At 75.3% G+C, this 13,493-nt stretch carries 12 protein-coding genes; 8 read left to right on the forward strand and 4 right to left on the reverse strand.

The features are described from left to right. Positions 1-350 precede the first annotated feature (350 nt). Positions 351-923, forward strand: a complete 573-nt coding sequence (locus ACF073_RS18795; RefSeq protein WP_392071299.1) for a helix-turn-helix domain-containing protein — start codon at positions 351-353, stop codon at positions 921-923. Between the two features lies 1 nt (position 924). Further along, positions 925-1,644, forward strand: a complete 720-nt coding sequence (locus ACF073_RS18800; RefSeq protein ID WP_392071301.1) for a helical backbone metal receptor — start codon at positions 925-927, stop codon at positions 1,642-1,644. On the opposite strand, the gene ACF073_RS18805 is transcribed toward ACF073_RS18800, so the two are convergent. After that, a complete protein-coding gene (locus ACF073_RS18805) occupies positions 1,592-2,713 on the reverse strand; it encodes a TDT family transporter (RefSeq protein ID WP_392071303.1) in 1,122 nt (373 codons plus the stop codon). The two genes, ACF073_RS18800 and ACF073_RS18805, sit on opposite strands and share 53 nt — an antisense overlap. A 70-nt stretch (positions 2,714-2,783) precedes the next feature. Between ACF073_RS18805 and ACF073_RS18810 the strand changes: the two genes are divergently transcribed. Then, on the forward strand, positions 2,784-3,707 hold the full coding sequence (locus ACF073_RS18810; protein WP_392071304.1) for a LysR family transcriptional regulator: 924 nt from the start codon (positions 2,784-2,786) through the stop codon (positions 3,705-3,707). Positions 3,708-4,040: 333 nt separating this feature from the next. Here ACF073_RS18810 and ACF073_RS18815 read toward each other — a convergent pair whose 3' ends face one another. Together ACF073_RS18815 and ACF073_RS18820 are read right to left on the reverse strand one after the other, a co-directional pair. Continuing rightward, a complete protein-coding gene (locus tag ACF073_RS18815) occupies positions 4,041-4,727 on the reverse strand; it encodes a gamma-glutamyl-gamma-aminobutyrate hydrolase family protein (RefSeq protein ID WP_392071306.1) in 687 nt (228 codons plus the stop codon). A gap of 126 nt (positions 4,728-4,853) precedes the next feature. Beyond that, the gene (locus ACF073_RS18820) at positions 4,854-5,606 is read right to left on the reverse strand and encodes a FadR/GntR family transcriptional regulator (RefSeq protein WP_392071308.1); all 753 of its coding nucleotides are present in this window, start codon (positions 5,604-5,606) and stop codon (positions 4,854-4,856) included. A gap of 94 nt (positions 5,607-5,700) precedes the next feature. On the opposite strand from ACF073_RS18820, the gene ACF073_RS18825 reads away from it, so the two are divergent. The 3 genes from ACF073_RS18825 to ACF073_RS18835 are packed head-to-tail and all read left to right on the forward strand — an operon-like array spanning position 5,701 to position 9,220. Continuing rightward, positions 5,701-7,059, forward strand: coding sequence for a glutamine synthetase family protein (locus tag ACF073_RS18825; protein WP_392071310.1), 1,359 nt, complete (start codon positions 5,701-5,703; stop codon positions 7,057-7,059). Between the two features lie 8 nt (positions 7,060-7,067). Further along, complete coding sequence (locus ACF073_RS18830) at positions 7,068-8,441, forward strand: aldehyde dehydrogenase family protein (RefSeq protein ID WP_392071312.1); 1,374 nt, start codon at positions 7,068-7,070, stop codon at positions 8,439-8,441. Continuing rightward, positions 8,438-9,220 carry a 3-oxoacyl-ACP reductase gene (locus ACF073_RS18835; protein ID WP_392071314.1) on the forward strand — a complete coding sequence of 261 codons (783 nt, stop codon included), beginning with the start codon at positions 8,438-8,440 and terminating at the stop codon, positions 9,218-9,220. Before ACF073_RS18830 ends, ACF073_RS18835 begins: the two co-directional genes overlap by 4 nt. Positions 9,221-9,229: 9 nt before the next feature. Here ACF073_RS18835 and ACF073_RS18840 read toward each other — a convergent pair whose 3' ends face one another. Next, the gene (locus ACF073_RS18840; RefSeq protein WP_392071315.1) at positions 9,230-10,432 is read right to left on the reverse strand and encodes an amino acid deaminase/aldolase; all 1,203 of its coding nucleotides are present in this window, start codon (positions 10,430-10,432) and stop codon (positions 9,230-9,232) included. Between the two features lie 272 nt (positions 10,433-10,704). Here ACF073_RS18840 and ACF073_RS18845 point away from each other — a divergent pair, with 272 nt between their 5' ends. Continuing rightward, on the forward strand, positions 10,705-12,330 hold the full coding sequence (locus ACF073_RS18845; protein WP_392071317.1) for a hypothetical protein: 1,626 nt from the start codon (positions 10,705-10,707) through the stop codon (positions 12,328-12,330). After that, positions 12,327-13,490, forward strand: a complete 1,164-nt coding sequence (gene mycP, locus ACF073_RS18850; RefSeq protein WP_392071318.1) for a type VII secretion-associated serine protease mycosin — start codon at positions 12,327-12,329, stop codon at positions 13,488-13,490. The genes ACF073_RS18845 and mycP overlap by 4 nt, the downstream gene beginning before the upstream one ends. Positions 13,491-13,493 lie beyond the last annotated feature (3 nt).

Raw genomic sequence — 13,493 nt, forward strand, 5'->3', positions numbered from 1 at the left:
GCGCCGCCGGACGCGCACGCGTCCGGTGCCGCCCGCCCCTCGCGGCGTTCCGCCTACGGCAAGGATCAGGACAATCACCGTCGGTGATGACCGATGGCCTATGTTGGGGTACCTGGCCCAGCTGGTCGGCATCTTCGTCCCCTGGGGTCACCGGGTCCCCGACCGCTCCCGGCCCCCGGGACGCTGGCGCGAACTGTGAGGGTGAGGGATCACGGAAATGACGTGGATGTGACAGCCGCGTGAAACGGTTTGCCGAACATGCGTAGGGTGCAGAGAAGTCATCAGAGGTGGTGTGCTCCAGGAGGGGCACCCGGACAGCGGCCCGACGAGCGAGGGAGGGAGCCGGAGCGATGGGCGACCACAAAGACCAGCAGCCCGTGCGGGTGGGCGCGGCCGTCCGGCGGCGCCGCCGCGCGCTGGAACTGACGCTCGCCGCCGTGGCCGAGCGCACCGGCCTCTCGGTGCCCTTCCTCAGCCAGGTCGAGAACGACAAGGCCCGCCCGAGCCACACCTCCCTGGAGAAGCTGGCCGACGCCCTGCGCACCACGGCGGTCGAGCTGCTGGCCGCCGCCGACCCGGCGGCCAGCGTGGACGTCGTCCGCGCCGAGCCCGTCGCCGAGGGCGACTACGACCCGCGGACCCGGTCCCTGGTGCGCGGCCACCACCAGCTGCACGCCTCCGAGTTCACCGGCGACCACGACGCGGGCCGCGAGTTCCAGCACCGCAACGACGAGTTGATGTACGTCGCGGACGGCGCGGTGGAGATCGAGGCCGAGGGGCGTGCCTACCGCCTCGGCCGCGGCGACACCCTGTATCTGACCGGCGGGGTCCGGCACCGCTGGCGGGCCACGGTCCCGGACACCCGGGTCATCGTGGTGGCGGTCGCCGAGCACATCGAGGCCGTGCAGGACCGGTCGCGCTGACGTGCGGGCCGTCTCGCTGGTCCCCTCGCTGACGGAGGCGGTGGCCCGGACGCTGCCCGGGGTCCTGGTCGGCGCCACGGACTGGTGCAGCCATCCGGCGGACCTGGACGTCACCCGGATCGGCGGCACGAAGAACCCCGACACGGAGCGGATCGTCTCCCTCGCCCCCGACCTGGTGATCGCCAACGAGGAGGAGAACCGTGCCGCCGATCTTGACGCGCTGCGCGCGGCCGGGCTCGACGTGCTCGTCACCGAGGTGCGGACCGTGCCGCAGGCCTTCACCGAGCTGGACCGGGTGCTCACCGCGTGCGGTGCGCCGCTCCGGCCCGCCTGGCTCCGGGCCGCGGAGGCGGCCTGGGCGGCCCTGCCCGAGCCCGCCGGGCGCACCCGGGCGGTCGTCCCGGTCTGGCGCCGCCCGTGGATGGTCCTCGGCCGGGACACCTTCGCGGGCGACGTCCTGGCCCGCCTGGGCGTGGACCAGGTGTACGCCGCCCACCCCGAGCGTTATCCCCGCGTCCCCCTGGCGCAGCTGCGGGCGGCGCACCCGGATGTGGTGGTCCTGCCCGACGAGCCGTACCGCTTCACCGCGGACGACGGCCCGGAGTCCTTCCCCGGCCTGCCCTGCGCGCTCGTCAGCGGCCGGTATCTGACCTGGTACGGCCCCTCGCTCACCGAAGCGCCGCGGGCGCTGTCCGAGGCGCTCCGGGCAGCTCGCCGCTGAGCAGGCCGCGCACGGTGCCCCAGGCCGCCGCGAGCCACGCCGCCACCAGGACGCCGTACAGCGCGACGGCCAGCACGTCGTACATCGCGAGGTCCGTGTGCCGGGCGAGGGCCGCGGCACCGGTGACACAGGTGCCCACCGGGAAGGTGAACGCCCACCAGGTCAGCGTGAACCCCATGCCGTGCCGCCGGGCCCGCACCACGTGCGCGGTCGCGAGCCCCAGCCAGAGCAGCGCGAACCCCATCACCGGCACGCCGTAGAGCACGGCGAAGACCCCGAGGCCGCGGTCGTACGGGGCCGGTACGACGCCGGGGGCGGCGTCCGCGATCAGCGCGACCGCGGTGGTGGACTGCCCGAGCGGGCCGAGGACCAGGAACAGGGTCGGGGTGAGCGCGAGCGGCAGCGGGCCGGCGGTGATCAGCCGGGCGAAGACCAGCGGCAGCATCAGCAGGACGGCGAGCAGGCTCAGCCCGAACAGCGCGAAGCAGGCCAGCAGCAGCGTCTCCCGGGGCTGGCCCGGCGGCAGATGCGGCACCAGCAGGGGGCCGAGCGCGGCCGACACCATGGGTGCGACCAGCGGCAGCAGCCACACCGGGGTGGCCTGGCCGGGCTCCACCCGGTGCCGTACGGCCATCAGGTACGGCACGGCCACCGCCGCGCAGAGCCCGATCGCCGTACCGGCGGTGAACAGCACGGTGTCCAGGCCGACCGCCGCCCGGGTGCCGATCAGGCTCCGGCCGGCCGTCAGGGCGCCGCCGCCCACCGCCAGCAGGGCCATCGCGAGGCAGCCGTAGAAGGGCGCCGTCGCCGGGTCGAGGAGATGGGCGCGGGCCTGGTCGCGGTGGCGGGTCCAGTGCACGGTCCGGGCGGCCAGCAGGACCGCCAGCATCAGCAGGGACACCGCCCACACGGTCGCGAAGAGGTCCCGCGGCCCGCGCACCGGGCCCGGCAGTGCCACGCCGGCCGAGGCGACGACGGCGGTGCCCATGACGGAGGCGTACCAGTTCGGGCCGAGGTGCCTGAACCGGCCGGCGCGGCGCGGGGGCAGGGGTGGGGCTGCGGTGACCATGTCTTTACGATCCCGCCGCCGCTCGCCCCTGACCAGGGAGTTCCTCTCTATGAGGGCATAAGCTGGTTTTATGAGCGAGGCGGAGGGACAGCGGGAGCGCACGGAGTCGCTGGCGCACCGGGTGCCGGATCTCGGCGCGCTGGAGCTGCTGCTCGCGGTGGCGCGGCTGGGCAGTCTCGGCGCGGCGGCACGCGAGGTCGGCATCACCCAGCCGGCCGCCAGCAGCCGGCTGCGCTCCATGGAACGGCAGCTGGGGGTGGCCCTGGTGGACCGCTCGCCGCGCGGCTCCCGGCTGACCGACGCGGGCGCCCTGGTCACGGACTGGGCCCGCCGGGTGGTGGAGGCGGCGGCGGCCTTCGACGCGGGGGCGCGGGCGCTGCGGGACCGGCGGGACTCCCGGCTGCGGGTCGCGGCGAGCATGACCATCGCCGAGTACCTGCTGCCCGGCTGGCTCCTCGCCCTGCACGCCCGACGGCCCGACACCGCGGTCTCGCTGCTCGCGGGCAACTCGGCGAAGGTCGCGGAGCTGCTGCTGTCCGGCGAGGCGGACCTCGGATTCGTGGAGGGCCTGTCCGTGCCCACGGGCCTGGACTCCACGGTCATCGCCCAGGACCGGCTGATCGTCGTCGCCGCGCCGGGACATCCGTGGGCCCGTCGGCGGCGGCCCGTGACGGCGGCGGAGCTGGGCGCGACCCCGCTGATCCTGCGGGAGCGCGGCTCCGGCACCCGCCAGGTCCTGGACGCGGCGCTCGGCGGCCTGGCCCGCCCGCTGATCGAGCTGTCCTCGACGACGGCGGTGAAGGCCTCGGCGGTCAGCGGCGCGGGCCCCTCGGTCCTCAGCGAGCTGGCGGTGGGGGAGGAGCTGGCGATGCGGCGCCTGGTGAGCATCCCGGTGGAGGGCGTGTCGCTCCGCCGCGACCTGCGGGCGGTCTGGCCGACGGGCCACCGCCCCACGGGCCCGGCCCGGGAACTGCTGGGACTGACCCGGGGGTGACGGGCCCGCACCGGGCCCCGCGGCTCCACGTGCGTGCGGCCGTGGGGTGAGGTGGCGCGGGCGCACGCGGCTGCGCCGGGCCGGTTGAGGTGACCGCCGGGTCCGGGGCCGCGGTTGAGGGTGCCTCGCCCTTCCGGGGGTGCGGGTGCGGGGTACGTGCCGGTCGGCCCGCCGCCGGGTGCGGTGGTGCGGCCCGCGGGGTGCGAGCGCGCGGGCCCGGGCGGGTCCGGGCGGCTGTCGCGCCGCGGGCTCGCGGTGTCCGTGAGTCCGTGCCCGGTGCGGGGCGCCCGCCGCGGTGGGCCGTGGTGTGCGATCGGGCCCGTCCGAACCGGTTCAGGAGGCCGCTGCGACCAGGGCCCGCATCACCCGGAGGTCCTCGCCCATCTCCGGGTGCCACTGCACGCCCAGCACCCAGCCCGGGGCCGTCGGGAGCTCCACGGCCTCCACCGTGCCGTCCGCGGCGTAGGCCGACGGGACCAGGCCCGTGCCGAGCCGCTCCACCGCCTGGTGGTGGTACGTCGGCACCGACACCTCCTCCGGCACGATCTCGCCGTACAGCGTGCCCGGCACCGGCTTCACCGGGTGGCCGCCGAACACGCCCACCACCTCCGCGTGCCCGTCCAGGTGCTGCACGAGGGTGCCGCCGAGGGCCGTGTTCAGCAGCTGCATGCCCCGGCAGATGCCCAGCAGGGGCACGCCCGCCGCCAGCGCCGCCTCGATCAGCGCCAGCTCCCAGGCGTCCCGCTCCGGCGCGGGCGGCCCCGTGCGCGGGGAGCGCTCGGCTCCGTACCGGGCCGGGTCGACGTCCGGGCCGCCCGCGATCACCAGTCCGTCCAGCCGGGCCACGGCCGCCGCGGCCCGCTCGGGGGCGTCCGGCGGCAGCAGGAACGCCAGGCCGCCGGCCCGCTGCACCAGCCGCGGATAGCCGGCCGGCAGCAGCACCGCCTCCAGCTCCCACACGCCCCAGCGCGCGCCGGACTCCAGATACGTGCTCACGCCGATCAGCGGCCGAACCGTCATGCTGTCCTCCCCGGACGTCACAGGTGCTCGTCTCCACGTGCCCGTACCACGATGGTCGCCGGAAGAGCGCCCCCTGCAAAGGTGTTCGGGAAAACCTTTACGGAGCTGTCGTGCGCCGGGGCCGGCCTACGCCAGGAAGCCCCGCAGCAGGGCCGCCGTGCCCGCGCAGTGCTCCCGCATCATCTCCCGCGCCCCGTCCGCGTCCCCGTCCAGCACCGCCTCCACCAGCGCGGTGTGCTGGCGCTGGGAGTGCTCCAGGTTGCGCACCAGCAGCGGTATGCAGTCCAGCAGGTCGTTCACCGTGGCCCGGACCGCCGCGTACTGCGCGGTCAGCGAGGGCGAACCGCACAGTTCGGCCAGGGTCAGATGCAGCAGCGTGTCCGCCCGCCGGTAGTGCGCGAGCGGGGCCTCGTGGGTGCGGTGCAGGGCCTCCCGCAGCCGCTCCGCCTGCTCCGGCGCCAGCCCGTGCGCCGCGCACAGCCCGGCCGCCCCCACCTCCAGCACCTCGCGGAAGCGCAGCACGTCCTCGATGTCGACCTCGGCGATCCGGCGCCGCAGCTCGTCCTCGCCGCCCGCGTCCGGGCGCGGCAGGACGAACGTCCCGCCGTACCGTCCGCGCCGCGCCTCCACCAGGCCCTGGTCCTGGAGCACCTTCAGCACCTCGCGCAGCGTCACCCGGCTGATCCCGAGCCGCTCCGCCAGCTCCCGCTCGGCCGGCAGCCGCTCGCCGCCCGGCACCAGTCCGAGCCGGACGACCTGGAGGATCTGCTCCAGCGCCTCCTCGAACCCGTTGCCCGCCCGCACCGGCCGCAGCACCGGCGTGAGGCGGTCGTCGACGCCCTGCGCGTCCGCCCCGTGCCACTCCGTCTCCTGCGACATCCGCCGTACCCCCTTCCCAAGCAATGGTTCTCCGCAATACCTTATGGCTCCCGGCCCGGCCGAAGAAGCGCGATGCGCCCAAGGAGGCTCTCCCGTGGCAGACCGCACAGCCCCGCTCAGCGTCGAGGAACTGCACGCCCTCGTCGCGAGCGGTGAGATCGACACTGTCGTCCTGGCCTTCCCCGATATGCAAGGGCGGCTCCAGGGCAAGCGGTTCGCCGCCCGATTCTTCCTCGACGAGGTACTCCAGCACGGCACCGAGGGCTGCAACTACCTGCTCGCCGTGGACACCGAGATGAACACCGTGGAGGGCTACGCGATGTCCTCGTGGGAGCGCGGGTACGGCGACTTCGCCATGCACCCCGACCTGGCCACCCTGCGCCGCGTCCCCTGGCACCCCGGCACCGCCCTGCTCGTCGCCGACCTCGCCTGGAACGACGGCTCCCCGGTCGTCGCGGCGCCCCGCCAGATCCTGCTCCGCCAGCTGGAGCGGCTCGCCGAGCTGGGCTACACCGCCCAGGTCGGCACCGAGCTGGAGTTCATCGTCTTCAAGGACAGCTACGAACAGGCCTGGGACGCGAACTACCGCGGCCTGACCCCGGCCAACCAGTACAACATCGACTACTCCATCCTCGGCACCGGCCGCATCGAGCCCCTGCTGCGCCGGCTGCGCAACGACATGGCCGGCGCCGGGCTCACCGTCGAGTCCGCCAAGGGCGAGTGCAATCCCGGCCAGCACGAGATCGTCTTCCGCTACGACGAGGCCCTCACCACGTGCGACCAGCACGCCCTGTACAAGACCGGCGCCAAGGAGATCGCCTCCCAGGAGGGTGTCTCGATCACCTTCATGGCCAAGTACAACGAGCGCGAGGGCAACTCCTGCCACATCCACCTCTCGCTCGCCGACGCCGACGGCGGCAACGCGATGGCGGGGCCCGACGGGATGTCCGACGTGATGCGGCACTTCCTCGCCGGACAGCTCGCCGCCCTGCGCGACTTCTCACTGCTCTACGCCCCCAACATCAACTCCTACAAGCGGTTCCAGCCGGGCTCCTTCGCGCCCACCGCCGTCGCCTGGGGCCATGACAACCGCACCTGCGCCCTGCGCGTGGTCGGCCACGGCCGCTCCCTGCGCTTCGAGAACCGCCTGCCCGGCGGCGACGTCAATCCGTACCTCGCCGTCGCCGGCCTGATCGCGGCCGGACTGCACGGCGTCGAACAGAAACTCGAACTCCCCGACCCCTGCCCCGGCAACGCCTACACCGCCGGCTTCGCCCACGTCCCGACCTCCCTGCGCGAGGCCGCCGAACTCTGGGAGAACAGCCCGATCGCCCGGGCCGCCTTCGGCGACGAGGTCGTGGCCCACTACCGCAACATGGCGCGCGTCGAACTGGAGGCCTTCGACGCCGCGGTCACCGACTGGGAGCTGCGCCGCTCCTTCGAACGCCTGTGAGGCATCACGTGTCCCAGCTGTATGAACTCGACGTACTCAACCCCGCGACGGAAGAGGTCATCGCGACCGTCCCCGGCGCCGGCGAGCAGGACGTGGACGCCGCGGTCCGCCGTGCCGGACAGGCGCAGCGGGCCTGGGCCGCCCTCACGCCCGCCGACCGGGCCCGGCTGCTGCGCCGCTTCGCCGCCGTCGTCGACTCGCACCTCGAAGAGCTGGCCCTGCTGGAGGTGCGGGAGGCCGGACACACCATCGGCAACGCCCGCTGGGAGGCCGGCAACGTCCGCGACCTGCTGGACTACGCGGCCGGCGGAGTGGAACGGCTCGCGGGCCGGCAGATCCCGGTCCCCGGCGGACTGGACGTCACGATCCTCGAACCGCTCGGCGTCGTCGGCGTCATCGCCCCCTGGAACTTCCCCCTGCCGATCGCCGCCTGGGGCACGGCACCGGCCCTCGCCGCGGGCAACGCCGTCATCCTCAAGCCCGCCGAGACCACCCCGCTGACCTCCCTGCGCCTGGCCGAACTCGCGCGGGAGGCCGGACTGCCGGAACACCTCTTCCAGGTGCTGCCGGGACGCGGCGACATCGCGGGCGAGGCGCTCGTACGGCACCCCGGCGTCGGCAAGATCGTCTTCACCGGCTCCACCCGGGCCGGCAAGCGCGTCATGGCGCTCTGCGCCGACCCCGTCAAGCCCGTCACCCTCGAACTCGGCGGCAAGAGCCCCAACGTCGTCTTCGCCGACGCCGACCTCGAGGCCGCCCTCGACCCCTTCTCCTTCCTGGACAACTCCGGCCAGGACTGCTGCGCCCGCACCCGCGTCCTGGTCCAGGAGTCGGTGCTGGACGAGGCCCGCGCCTACCTCGCCGACGCGCTGGCCGCCGTCGTCGTGGGCGACCCGGCCGACGAGAAGACCCAGATGGGCCCGCTGATCTCCGCCCAGCAGCTGGAGCGCGTACGGTCCTACGTCCCCGAGGACGCCCCGGCCCTGCGCGGCAGCGCCCCCGACGGTCCCGGGTTCTGGTTCCCCCCGACCGTGCTCACCGGGGAGCGGCCGGACGGCGCGGCGGCCCGCGAGGAGATCTTCGGGCCGGTCGCCGTTCTGCTCCCCTTCACCGACGAGGAGGACGCGATCCGCCTCGCCAACGACACCCCCTACGGCCTCTCCGGCTCCATCTGGACCCGGGACGTGGGCCGCGCCCTGCGCGTGTCCCAGGCCGTGCGCGCGGGCAACCTGTCCGTCAACTCCCACTCCAGCGTCCGCTACTGGACCCCGTTCGGCGGCTTCAAGCAGTCCGGCCTCGGCCGCGAACTCGGGCCCGACGCCCTGACCGCCTTCACCGAGACCAAGAACGTCTTCATCAGCACGGAGGGCCCCGCACAGTGACCGACACCACCGTTTGCCGCCGCCTGGTCGGCCGTACCGCCGTCGTCACCGGAGCCGGCAGCGGCATCGGACTCGCCACCGCCCGCCGGCTCGCCTCCGAGGGCGCCCGCGTCGTCTGCGCGGACGTCGACGAGGCACGCGGCAAGGCCGCCGCCGACGAGGTCGGCGGACTCTTCGTCAAGGTCGACGTCACCGACCCCGAGCAGGTCGAGGCGCTGTTCAAGACGGCGTACGACACCTACGGCAGCGTCGACATCGCCTTCAACAACGCCGGCATCTCGCCGCCCGACGACGACTCCATCCTGGAGACGGGCCTGGAGGCCTGGAAGCGCGTCCAGGAGGTCAACCTCACCTCCGTCTACCTGTGCTGCAAGGCCGCCATCCCCTACATGCGCCGCCAGGGCAAGGGCTCCATCATCAACACCGCGTCCTTCGTGGCCCGGATGGGCGCGGCCACCTCCCAGATCTCCTACACGGCCTCCAAGGGCGGCGTCCTCGCCATGTCCCGCGAGCTGGGCGTGCAGTTCGCCCGGGAGGGCATCCGCGTGAACGCCCTGTGCCCCGGCCCGGTGAACACCCCGCTGCTCCAGGAACTGTTCGCCAAGGACCCGGAGCGGGCCGCCCGCCGCCTGGTCCACATCCCGGTCGGCCGGTTCGCCGAGGCCGAGGAGATCGCCGCCGCCGTCGCCTTCCTGGCCAGCGACGACTCCTCGTTCGTCAACGCCACCGACTTCCTGGTCGACGGCGGGATCGCCGGCGCGTACGTCACGCCCGTGTAGCGGCCCGGGTCACAGGAAGGTCTGTCCCTCGCCCCGGTAGGTGGGCACGGTCGCCGTGACCGTGTCCCCCTCGATCAGGTGCAGCGCCTCGAACCGCTCGCACAGCTCGCCCGCCTTGGCGTGCCGGAACCACACCTTGTCGCCGATGAGCAGGTCGTCGGCGGGCGAGCCGAGCAGCGGGGTCTGCACCTCTCCCGGGCCCTCCTGCGGGTCGTAGCGCAGTCCCTCCGGCAGATACGGCACCGGCAGCCGGTCGGGTCCCGCGACGCCGGAGGCCGGGTAGCCGCCGCCGAGCACGGTGACGATCCCCACGCCGGGCCGCCGTACGACCGGCTGGGCGAAGAGCGCGGCCGGGCGGCCGGTGAAGGACGTGTAGTTGTCGAACAGACGCGGCACGTACAGCCCCGAGCCGGCCGCGATCTCGGTCACCGCGTCCTCGGCGGCGGTGTGCTGCACACTGCCGGTGCCGCCGCCGTTGACGAACTCCAGGTCCGGGACGACGGCCCGGACCGCCCGCACCACGGCCGCCCGCCGCTCGGCCAGCTCCCGCCGGGCCGCGGCCTGCATCAGCCGGATCGCCCGGGAGCGCAGCGGGCGCCCGGCGACCGCGTCCCCGACCCCGGCGACATGCCCCTCGTACGCCATGATCCCCACCAGCTTGAAGCCCGGCCGCCGGGCCACCGAGCGTGCCACCTCGGCGAGTTGGCCGGGGGAGTGCAGGGGCGAGCGGCGGGCGCCGACCCGCACCCGGCCGCCCAGCAGCTTCAACGAGGTGTCCAACTCCAGGCAGACACGCACCACTTCGCGTCCGCCGTCGCGGGCGGCGTCGATGAGATCGAGGTGTGCCGGATCGTCGATCATCACGGTGACGGCACCGGCCAGCTTGGGGTCGGCCGCGAGTTCCGCGAAACCCGACCGGTCGGCGGACGGATAGGCCAGCAGGATGTCGTCGAACCCCGAACGCGCGAGCCACAGCGACTCGGCCAGGGTGAACGACATGACGCCCTGGAAGCCGTCCCGGGCCAGGACCCGTTCCAGCAGGGCCCGGCAGCGCACCGACTTGCTGGCGACCCGGACCGGTTTGCCGGCGGCGCGGCGTACCAGGTCGGCCGCGTTGGCGTCGAACGCGTCCAGGTCCACGATCGCCACAGGGGCGTCGAGATGGGCGGTGGCCCGGTCGTAACGGGCCCGATCAGCGGCAGGCGCAGTCATGACGGAAGCCTGCCAGACAGGATTACCGCAGGGTAGGGGGACGTTCCGGGCAGATACCCCGGGCCGTCCGGACCGGTTCCGTCCCGGCGCCCGAGAACCCGTAGAGTGACGCGCACGTACGGCGGAACGCACCCGGTCGGCAGGCTGAACCGGGATGCCCGTCCGGCCGTACGGGTATGCGTGCCCGCGAGGACTTGCGCACCGGGCACGGCCGAGCGGCAGGACGGCTCGCGTACGAGGAGACGGCCCGGGCACGAGGAAACGGGGGGTGCATGAGCACGGAAGCGCGGCAGGCCCCGATCCCGCCACGCCCGTCGGCTCCGCCCGCCCACCAGCCCCCCGGCCCCCGGCCGGCACCCGCGCCCCGGACCGCGGACGACACCCGGCTCGCCGACTGCGCGCCGGACGAGGAGCCGTCGGTCTTCACCCCGCGCGGCCCGCGGTCCCCGGCCGCCCGTGTCCACGGGCCGCGCCCCTCCGCCGTGCCCGAGGTCGCCGAGCCGGTGAGCCCGCCGCCACCGCCCGCCTCGGCCCGCTTCCCCGACGCTCCGCCGGGCACGGCCTCCGCGGGTTCCGCCGGGCGCCCCGGCGCCCGGTCCGGCCGCGCGCCGGCCCCGGCGAAGACAGTCGCGGGGACAGGGTCGGCGGCGCCGGGGACCGTCGCCGGGCCCGGCTCGCCCACCGGTGCGGGGCCCGCCCCGGGAACGGCCCCGGGGACCGCTGCGCGGACGTCGCCCCGGGTCCGGCCCGGCGGCGAGCCCGGCGGCCGGCCGGGCGCCCCGGCGGACATCCCGTCGGAGACGACGGCACGCCTGCGTCCCGCCCGGGAGCCGCGCCGGCCGGGTGTCCCCCCGGAAGCCCCGTCGGAGACGACGGCCCGGCTCCGGCCGATTCCCGCGCCCCCGCCCGGACCCGCCCCCTCGCCGTCCTCGCCGTCCGTCGCCGACGGCGAGTCCCGACGTCCCCCGGGGAGCGCGGGGTCCGCGGGGACCGGTGCGCGGGCCTGGGGCCCGACGGCGCCCGCCCGCCCCGCGAGCCCCGCGCCCACCGCGCCGGACCCGGCCCACTCCTGGAGCGCCGCCCCGGCCGGCCGGCCCGTCGTGTCGTTCGCGGAGCCCGAGGCGTTCGGTGAGCGCACCCGTCTGCGGCCGGCGCCGCGCACCGCCGCCGCTGCCGCCTGCCTCGTGCTCGGGTTCGGCCTCCTCAGCGGCGCCGCGACCGGGAGTTGGCTCACCGGGGACGGCCCGGACAGCACCGCGGCGACCGCGTTCAGCACCGCCGGGACGCTCTGGCACAGCGTGCCCGTGGACGACCTGTTCCCGCCCACCGTCCAGGGCACCGGGGCCGGCCCCGGCGGCGCCGACCGCACCTGGACCCGGATCGCCGTGGCCCCCGACGCCGGCTGCGCCCGCGCCTTCGACCCGCTGCTGTCCAAGGCCCTCGCCCCGGTCGGCTGCCGGCGGCTGCTGCGCGCCACCTACACCGACGCCACCCAGAGCTACGTCACCACCGTCGGCCTGCTGTTCACCAAGGCCGACCCCGCTGCCATGTCCGCGCTCGCCGCCCGCTTCCGCGACGAACACCTGGACCGGCGGGCCGACCTGATGCCCCGCGCGTACGCCGCCGCCGGCACGCCCGCCGCCGGCTTCGGCGAGCGGCAGCGGGCCTCCTGGACCGTCTCCGTCCTCACCGACGCCCCCGTCGTCGCCTTCGCCGTCTCCGGCTGGGCCGACGGCCGTACCGTCGACGCGCCCCAGCCCGCGGCGGACGCCGTCCGCTCCGGCGCCACCGCTGCACCGGCCCAGGCCGGCCTCGGCAACGAGGCCCAGGGCCTGGCCGACCGCGTCGAACGGCGCCTGCGCAAGACCGTCGGCACGGCCACGGAGAAGCCCTCATGAAGCGCGTCCGCGCAGCGGCGGCGAGCCTGCTGCTCGCCGGCTCCCTCGCCCTGCTGCCGGCCACCGCCGCCCACGCGGACGGCATCCGCGGCCAGCAGTGGGGCCTGTCCGCCCTGCACCTCCAGGAGGCATGGCAGACCACCAAGGGCCGGGGCGTCACCGTCGCCGTCCTGGACACCGGGGTGGAGGGCGACCACCCGGACCTCGCGGGCAACGTCCTGCCCGCCAAGGACATGATCGGCTTCGGCGCGGGGCCGGGCGACCGGACCTGGGCCCGGCACGGCACGGCGATGGCCGGCATCATCGCCGGGCACGGCCACGGCGCGGGCGGCGCCGACGGCGTCATGGGCGTGGCCCCCGAGACGAAGATCCTGCCCGTCCGGGTCATCCTGGAGGACGGCGACCCCGCCCGCGCCAAGGCCCGCACCACCCGCGGCAACGCCCTCGCCGACGGCATCCGCTGGGCCGCCGACCACGGTGCCGACGTCATCAACCTCTCCCTCGGCGACGACTCCGACTCCGCGCACCCCGAGCCCAGCGAGGACGAGGCGGTGCAGTACGCGCTGAAGAAGGGCGTGGTCGTCGTGGCCTCGGCGGGCAACGGCGGCGACAAGGGCGACCACGTCTCCTACCCGGCCGCCTACCCGGGCGTCATCGCCGCCACCGCCGTGGACAAGTACGGCACCCGCGCCGCCTTCTCCACCCGCCGCTGGTACGCCGCCGTCAGCGCGCCCGGCGTCGACGTCGTCATCGCCGACCCCGACCGCAAGTACTACGCGGGCTGGGGCACGAGCGCGGCCTCCGCCTTCGTCTCCGGCGCGGCGGCCCTGCTCAAGGCGGCCCACCCCGCCCTGACCCCGGTCCAGGTCAAGAAGGTCCTCGAGGACACCGCGCGGGACGCCCCGGTGGGCGGCCGGGACGACTCCCGGGGCTTCGGCATGATCGATCCGGCGGCGGCCCTGAAGGCGGCGGCCCGCCTGGAGCCCCCGGCCCGCCCGGGCGCCATGCCGTACCGCGAGAAGTACTTCGGCGCGGGTCCGGACACCCCCAGGGCCACGAGCGGCGCCGCCGGCTGGGCGGCCCCGCTCGCCGGCGGCGCGGGCGGCGTCCTGCTGGTGGCCGGAGTGATCCTCTGGCGCAGCCGCCGCCGGCCGGCCTGAGCC

The organism is Streptomyces sp. NPDC015171, assembly GCF_043079545.1.
Taxonomy (GTDB): Bacteria; Actinomycetota; Actinomycetes; order Streptomycetales; family Streptomycetaceae; genus Streptomyces.